The following is a 5,641-nucleotide window of genomic DNA, read 5'->3' on the forward strand; positions in this document are numbered from 1 at the left end:
TCCCCGCCCTCGTCCCCGGCGGGCTCCGCCGGGGCCACCGGCTCCACCAGCACCGTCACGATCTTGTTCCGGCGGCCGGCCGCCGCCTCCGCCGTCAGCCGCAGCTGACGGCCGTCCGGCACCTCGACGACCGCCGACGCCCCCGCGATGGGCACCCGCCCCAGTGCCTTGGCGAGCAGTCCGCCGACGGTCTCCACGTCCTCGTCGTCGTACTCCTCCAGCCCGTACAGCTCGCCCAGGTCGGTGATGTCCAGACGCGCGGTGACGCGGTAGCGGTCGTCGCCCAGCTCCTCCACCGGCGGCAGCTCGCGGTCGTACTCGTCGGTGATCTCGCCGACGATCTCCTCGAGGATGTCCTCGATGGTGACGACACCGGCCGTGCCGCCGTACTCGTCGATGACCACGGCGACGTGGTTGCGTTCCTTCTGCATCTCGCGCAGCAGGTCGCCGGCGTTCTTCGTGTCCGGCACGAACACGGCCGGGCGCATCGCCCTCGACACCAGCTCGTTCTCCGCGTCCCGGCTGATGTGCGTCTTGCGGGCCAGGTCCTTCAGGTACACGATCCCGACGATGTCGTCCTCGCTCTCGCCGGTGACCGGGATGCGGGAGAACCCGGAGCGCAGGGCCAGGGTGAGGGCCTGGCGGATCGTCTTGTACCGCTCGATCGTCACCAGGTCGGTGCGCGGCACCATGACCTCGCGGACGAGGGTGTCGCCGAGTTCGAAGACCGAGTGCACCATACGGCGCTCCTCGGCCTCGATCAGCGACTCCTGCTCCGCCAGGTCGACCATCGCCCGCAGCTCCGCCTCGGAGGCGAACGGGCCGCGCCTGAAGCCCTTGCCCGGGGTGAGCGCGTTGCCGATGAGGATCAGCAGCGAGGGGAGCGGGCCCAGTACCCGGGCCAGCGGCACCAGGACGTACGCCGCCGCGATCGCGGTGTTCAGCGAGTGCTGGCGGCCGATGGTGCGGGGGGAGACGCCGATGGCGACGTAGGAGACGAGCACCATGACCGCGATGGCCACCGCCAGCGCCCGGGCCGTGCCCGCGAACGCCTCCAGACACGCGTACGTGACCAGCGACGCCGCCGCCATCTCGCAGGCCACGCGGATCAGCAGCGCCAGGTTCAGGTACCGGGTCGCGTCCGCGGCGACCTGGGCCAGCCTGGCGCTGCCCCGGCGGCCGGACTTCACGGCCTCCTCGGCCCGGAAGCTGGTCACGCGGGGCAGGGCCGCCTCCGCGCAGGCGGCGAGCCAGGCGACGACGACCAGGGAGACCGCGCCGAGAACGATCTGAGGACTCATGAGCGGCTTACGAGACGGTGGGCGCCGGGGACGGGCCGCGCAGGCCCCGCTCCGCGCGCCAGCCGTCCACGATCGCGGCCTGCAGGCCGAACATCTCGGCCTTCTCGCCCGGTTCCTCGTGGTCGTAGCCGAGCAGGTGCAGCACCCCGTGGACGGTGAGCAGCTGCAGCTCCTCGTCCATGGAGTGCTGCGTCGGGGCCTCGGCGCCCTGCTTCGCGGCGACCTCGGGACACAGCACGATGTCGCCGAGCAGGCCCTGCGGGGGCTCGTCGTCGTCCTTCGACGGCGGCCTCAGCTCGTCCATCGGAAAGGACATGACATCCGTGGGCCCCGGCAGGTCCATCCACTGGACGTGCAGATGCTCCATGGCGTCGGCGTCCACGACGATCACCGAGAGCTCGGAGAGCGGGTGGATGCGCATCCGGGTGAGTGCGTAGCGGGCGATGTCGAGGATCGCCTGCTCGTCGACCTCGGTTCCCGACTCGTTGTTGACGTCGATCGACATGGTGGTGCTGGTCTACTTCCCCTTGTGTCCGTGCCCGGCGGACCTGCCGTGACCGGCGGGCCTGTGCGCGCCGTTCTCGGTGCCGTGCCTGCTGTCGTACTTCTCGTACGCGTCGACGATACGGCCCACCAGCTTGTGCCGTACGACGTCGTGCGACGACAGACGGGAGAAGTGGACGTCCTCGACCCCCTCCAGGATCTCCTGCACCTGCCGCAGACCGCTCTTCGTGCCGTTCGGCAGGTCCACCTGCGTCACGTCACCCGTGATCACGATCTTCGAGTCGAAGCCGAGGCGGGTGAGGAACATCTTCATCTGCTCGGGGCTGGTGTTCTGGGCCTCGTCCAGGATGATGAAGGCGTCATTGAGTGTTCGGCCGCGCATGTATGCGAGCGGCGCGACCTCGATCGTCCCCGCCGCCATCAGCCGTGGGATGGAGTCCGGGTCGATCATGTCGTGCAGCGCGTCGTACAGCGGGCGCAGGTAGGGGTCGATCTTCTCGTAGAGCGTGCCGGGCAGGAAGCCCAGCCGCTCGCCGGCCTCGACCGCCGGGCGGGTCAGGATGATGCGGTTGACCTGCTTGGACTGCAGGGCCTGCACCGCCTTGGCCATGGCCAGGTAGGTCTTGCCGGTACCGGCGGGGCCGATGCCGAAGACGACCGTGTGCTTGTCGATCGCGTCGACGTACCGCTTCTGGTTGAGCGTCTTGGGGCGGATGGTGCGGCCGCGCGAGGACAGGATGTTCTGCGTCAGGACCTCGGCCGGGGTCTCGTGGCCGTCGCCCTCCCCGTTCTCGCTCGCCTTGAGCATGGCGATCGAGCGCTCCACCGCGTCCTCCGTCAGCGGCTGCCCGGTGCGGAGCACCAGCATCATCTCGTCGAACACGCGCTGGACCAGGGCGACGTCCGCCGGGTCGCCGACCGCGCTGATCTCGTTGCCCCGGACGTGGATGTCGGCCCCCGGGAAGGCCTTCTCGATCACGCGCAGGAGGGAGTCGCCGGATCCCAGCACCGTCACCATGGGGTGCTGGGCGGGGACGGTGAACTGCGCTTTCGCCTGCCCCTGCGCGGAGCTGCTGGCTGCGGATGTCTGAGTCATGGGCCGGCGCTGAAGGCCTGCTGTTCCTCCTCGTCACGGCCGCGCGACTGACCGCGGCCTCGCGCTTCCCAGGGTACGACGGGCGGACGCCAACCCCGTAGGGCTTTTCGGCACCCGCGGCGCGGGATCGCCGCCGTGCACCGCCGTGCGGCCGGGCCCCGGCCGCGTCGTCCCGGCGCCTCTGGGCCCGCAGCACGTCCCGGAACCAGGCGTACGAGGCTTTCGGCGTCCTCGCGAGTGTGGCGTAGTCCACGTGGACCAGCCCGAACCGGCGCGCGTAGCCCTCCGCCCACTCGAAGTTGTCCAGCAGCGACCAGACGAAGTAGCCGCGCACGTCCACGCCGGCCTCGATCGCCCGGTGCAGGGCGCGGACGTGGCCGTCCAGGTAGGTGATGCGGTCCTGGTCGTCGAGTCCCTCGTAGGAGCAGCCGTTCTCGGTGATGACGACGGGCGGGAGGCGGTCGCCGTAGCGGTCGCGGAAGCCGGTGAGCAGCTCGGTCAGGCCCTCCGGGACCACGGGCCAGCCGAAGTCCGTGACCGGGCGGCCTTCGATTCGCCGGAGCGAGAAGGGAAGTCCGGCGGGGAGGGACACGCCGCCGGACTCGGCCTCCTCGCCCTGCGGGGCGCCCACCCGGGCGGGGGCGTAGTAGTTGACGCCGTACCAGTCCAGCGGCTCCGCGATGATCCTCAGGTCGGACTCGACGTCGCCCGGCATCAGCTCCGCGATGCCTTTCGGGTACGTGCCCAGCAGCACCGGCTCCGCGAACATCCGGTTCAGCAGGACGTCGTAGAAGTCCGCCGCCTCCACGTCCGCCCGCTCCTTCGACGCCGGCCACGTCGGCCCGTGCGAGTGGGCGATGCCGATGTCCGTGGCCCCGGCCGCGCGCAGCGCCCGTACCGCCAGGCCGTGGGCGAGCAGCTGGTGGTGGGCGGCCGGCAGCGCGTCGAACAGCAGCCGCTTCCCCGGCGCGTGCACGCCCAGGGCGTGCCCCAGCAGAGTGTGCTCGGCGGGCTCGTTGAGCGTGATCCACTTTCCTGTGCGGTCGCCCAGGCGTCCGGCGACCACCGACACGTACTCGGCGAACCGCGCGGCCGTGTCCCGCTCCAGCCAGTCCAGCCCCGCCGGCAGGTCCCAGTGGAAGAGGGTCGGGACCGGGCGGACGCCCGCCGCGCACAGGTCGTCGACCAGGCGGTCGTAGAAGTCGAGGCCGCCAGGTGAGTTCACCCGCGGCCAGGAGACCGAGAAGCGGTACGCGTCCACGCCGAGGCCGGCCAGCAGCGCCACGTCCTCGCGGTGGCGGTGGTAGTGGTCGCAGGCCACCGCCGCCGTCGAGCCGTCCTTCACCCGTCCCGGCTCGGCCGTGAACGCGTCCCACACGGACGGTTCGCGCTCGTCCGCCGCCCCCTCGATCTGGTGCGCCGAGGTCGACACGCCCCACAGGAAGCCGGCCGGGAACCGGGGTATCGGGTTCGTCCCCATGGACCGGATCATCCTTACCGTCGGTAACAGAAGTCAACGCCCAGGAACCGAAAGGAAGTCACGCGCCCTCCTTGAGCACTCTGGAGATGAGCTCCCGCTGCTCCCCGGTCAGCCGGGGATCGGCCGCGTACACCGTCCGGCCGTCCACCGTGATCTCGTAACCGAACCCGTCGGGCACCCCGGCCGGCGGCGCGGCCCGGCCGGCGGCCAGCGCCCGCTCGGCCAGCTCCCGCAACTCCTGGGCATCGGGCCGCCCCGAGGTGTCGACCTCGGCGCGGCGCTCGATGCCCGCGAAACCTCCCGTGCGCCTCACTCGAATCCGCATGGGTCCGTGTCTAGTACGGAACTACAGCGTCCGCACCCCCACCTGTTCCCACGCCTTCCGCACGGCCTGCAGCTCGTCGCCGGCGCCGTACCGCTCGCGGGCCGCCTTTACGGTGAGCGTGGCGAAGTCCGCGAACAGCGCGTCCTCCTTCAGTTCGCCGCCGGTCAGCACGTCGTACCAGATCTGCCCGGCCTTCTCCCAGGAGTGGCCGCCGAGCGCGGTGGCGACCAGGTAGAAGGCGTGGTTGGGGATGCCGGAGTTGATGTGCACGCCGCCGTTGTCGCTGCCGGTGTGGACGTAGTGGTCCATCGTGGCCGGCTGCGGGTCCTTGCCGAGCACGTCGTCGTCGTACGCCGTGCCGGGAGCCTTCATGGAGCGCAGCGCGGTGCCGCTGACGCCCGGGGCCAGCAGCCCGGCGCCGATCAGCCAGTCGGCCTCGGCCGCGGTCTGGCCGAGCGCGTACTGCTTGATCAGCGAGCCGAAGACGTCGGAGACCGACTCGTTCAGCGCGCCGGACTGGCCGAAGTAAGCCAGGTTGGCGGTGTGCTGGGTGACGCCGTGGGTCAGCTCGTGGCCGATGACGTCGACCGGGATGGTGAAGTCGAGGAAGATCTCCCCGTCGCCGTCCCCGAACACCATCTGCTCGCCGTTCCAGAAGGCGTTGTCGTACTTCTCGCCGTAGTGCACCGTCGCGTCCAGCGGCATGCCGCCGCCGTCGATCGAGTCCCGCCGGTAGACCGTGAGGTACAGCTCGAAGGTGGCGCCGAGCCCCGAGTAGGCGCGGTTGACCGTGGCGTCCTTGCCGGGCCCGCTTCCCTCGCCGCGCACCTTCCTCCCGGGCAGGTCGGTGCGGTGCCGGGCGTCGTAGATCGTGCGGTGCGGCTGCCCGCCCTGCCGGCGGGCGGGCGGGGCGACGGCGGGTGCGCCGATGACGG

The 5,641-nt window shown here is 71.1% G+C and carries 5 protein-coding genes and 1 pseudogene; all 6 read right to left on the minus strand.

What is annotated here, in order from left to right; genetic code table 11:
* Positions 1-1,301, minus strand: a 1,301-nt coding sequence (locus tag C1I97_RS29995) for a hemolysin family protein (RefSeq protein WP_111006241.1), incomplete at its 3' end; no start/stop codon positions are given.
* A gap of 7 nt (positions 1,302-1,308) precedes the next feature.
* Positions 1,309-1,806, minus strand: a complete 498-nt coding sequence (ybeY, locus tag C1I97_RS30000) for an rRNA maturation RNase YbeY (RefSeq protein WP_111006242.1) — start codon at positions 1,804-1,806, stop codon at positions 1,309-1,311.
* Positions 1,807-1,818: 12 nt separating this feature from the next.
* Positions 1,819-2,901 carry a PhoH family protein gene (locus C1I97_RS30005; RefSeq protein WP_111006243.1) on the minus strand — a complete coding sequence of 361 codons (1,083 nt, stop codon included), beginning with the start codon at positions 2,899-2,901 and terminating at the stop codon, positions 1,819-1,821.
* Positions 2,902-3,079: 178 nt separating this feature from the next.
* A pseudogene (locus C1I97_RS30010) lies at positions 3,080-4,393 on the minus strand (GH1 family beta-glucosidase); the annotation flags it as partial.
* Positions 4,394-4,439: 46 nt separating this feature from the next.
* Positions 4,440-4,706, minus strand: coding sequence for a protealysin inhibitor emfourin (locus C1I97_RS30015; protein ID WP_111006244.1), 267 nt, complete (start codon positions 4,704-4,706; stop codon positions 4,440-4,442).
* A 21-nt stretch (positions 4,707-4,727) separates the two neighbouring features.
* On the minus strand, positions 4,728-5,641 hold a 914-nt coding region (locus C1I97_RS30020; RefSeq protein ID WP_111006245.1), incomplete at its 5' end, for a M4 family metallopeptidase.

It is taken from the genome of Streptomyces sp. NTH33, from assembly GCF_003236365.1.
Classification (GTDB): domain Bacteria; phylum Actinomycetota; class Actinomycetes; order Streptomycetales; family Streptomycetaceae; genus Streptomyces.

Coding starts and splice junctions, on each gene's coding strand:
- ybeY (WP_111006242.1), bottom strand. CDS start 1,806: ATGTCGATCGACGTCAACAACGAGTCGGGAACCGAGGTCGACGAGCAG.
- C1I97_RS30005 (WP_111006243.1), bottom strand. CDS start 2,901: ATGACTCAGACATCCGCAGCCAGCAGCTCCGCGCAGGGGCAGGCGAAA.
- C1I97_RS30015 (WP_111006244.1), bottom strand. CDS start 4,706: ATGCGGATTCGAGTGAGGCGCACGGGAGGTTTCGCGGGCATCGAGCGC.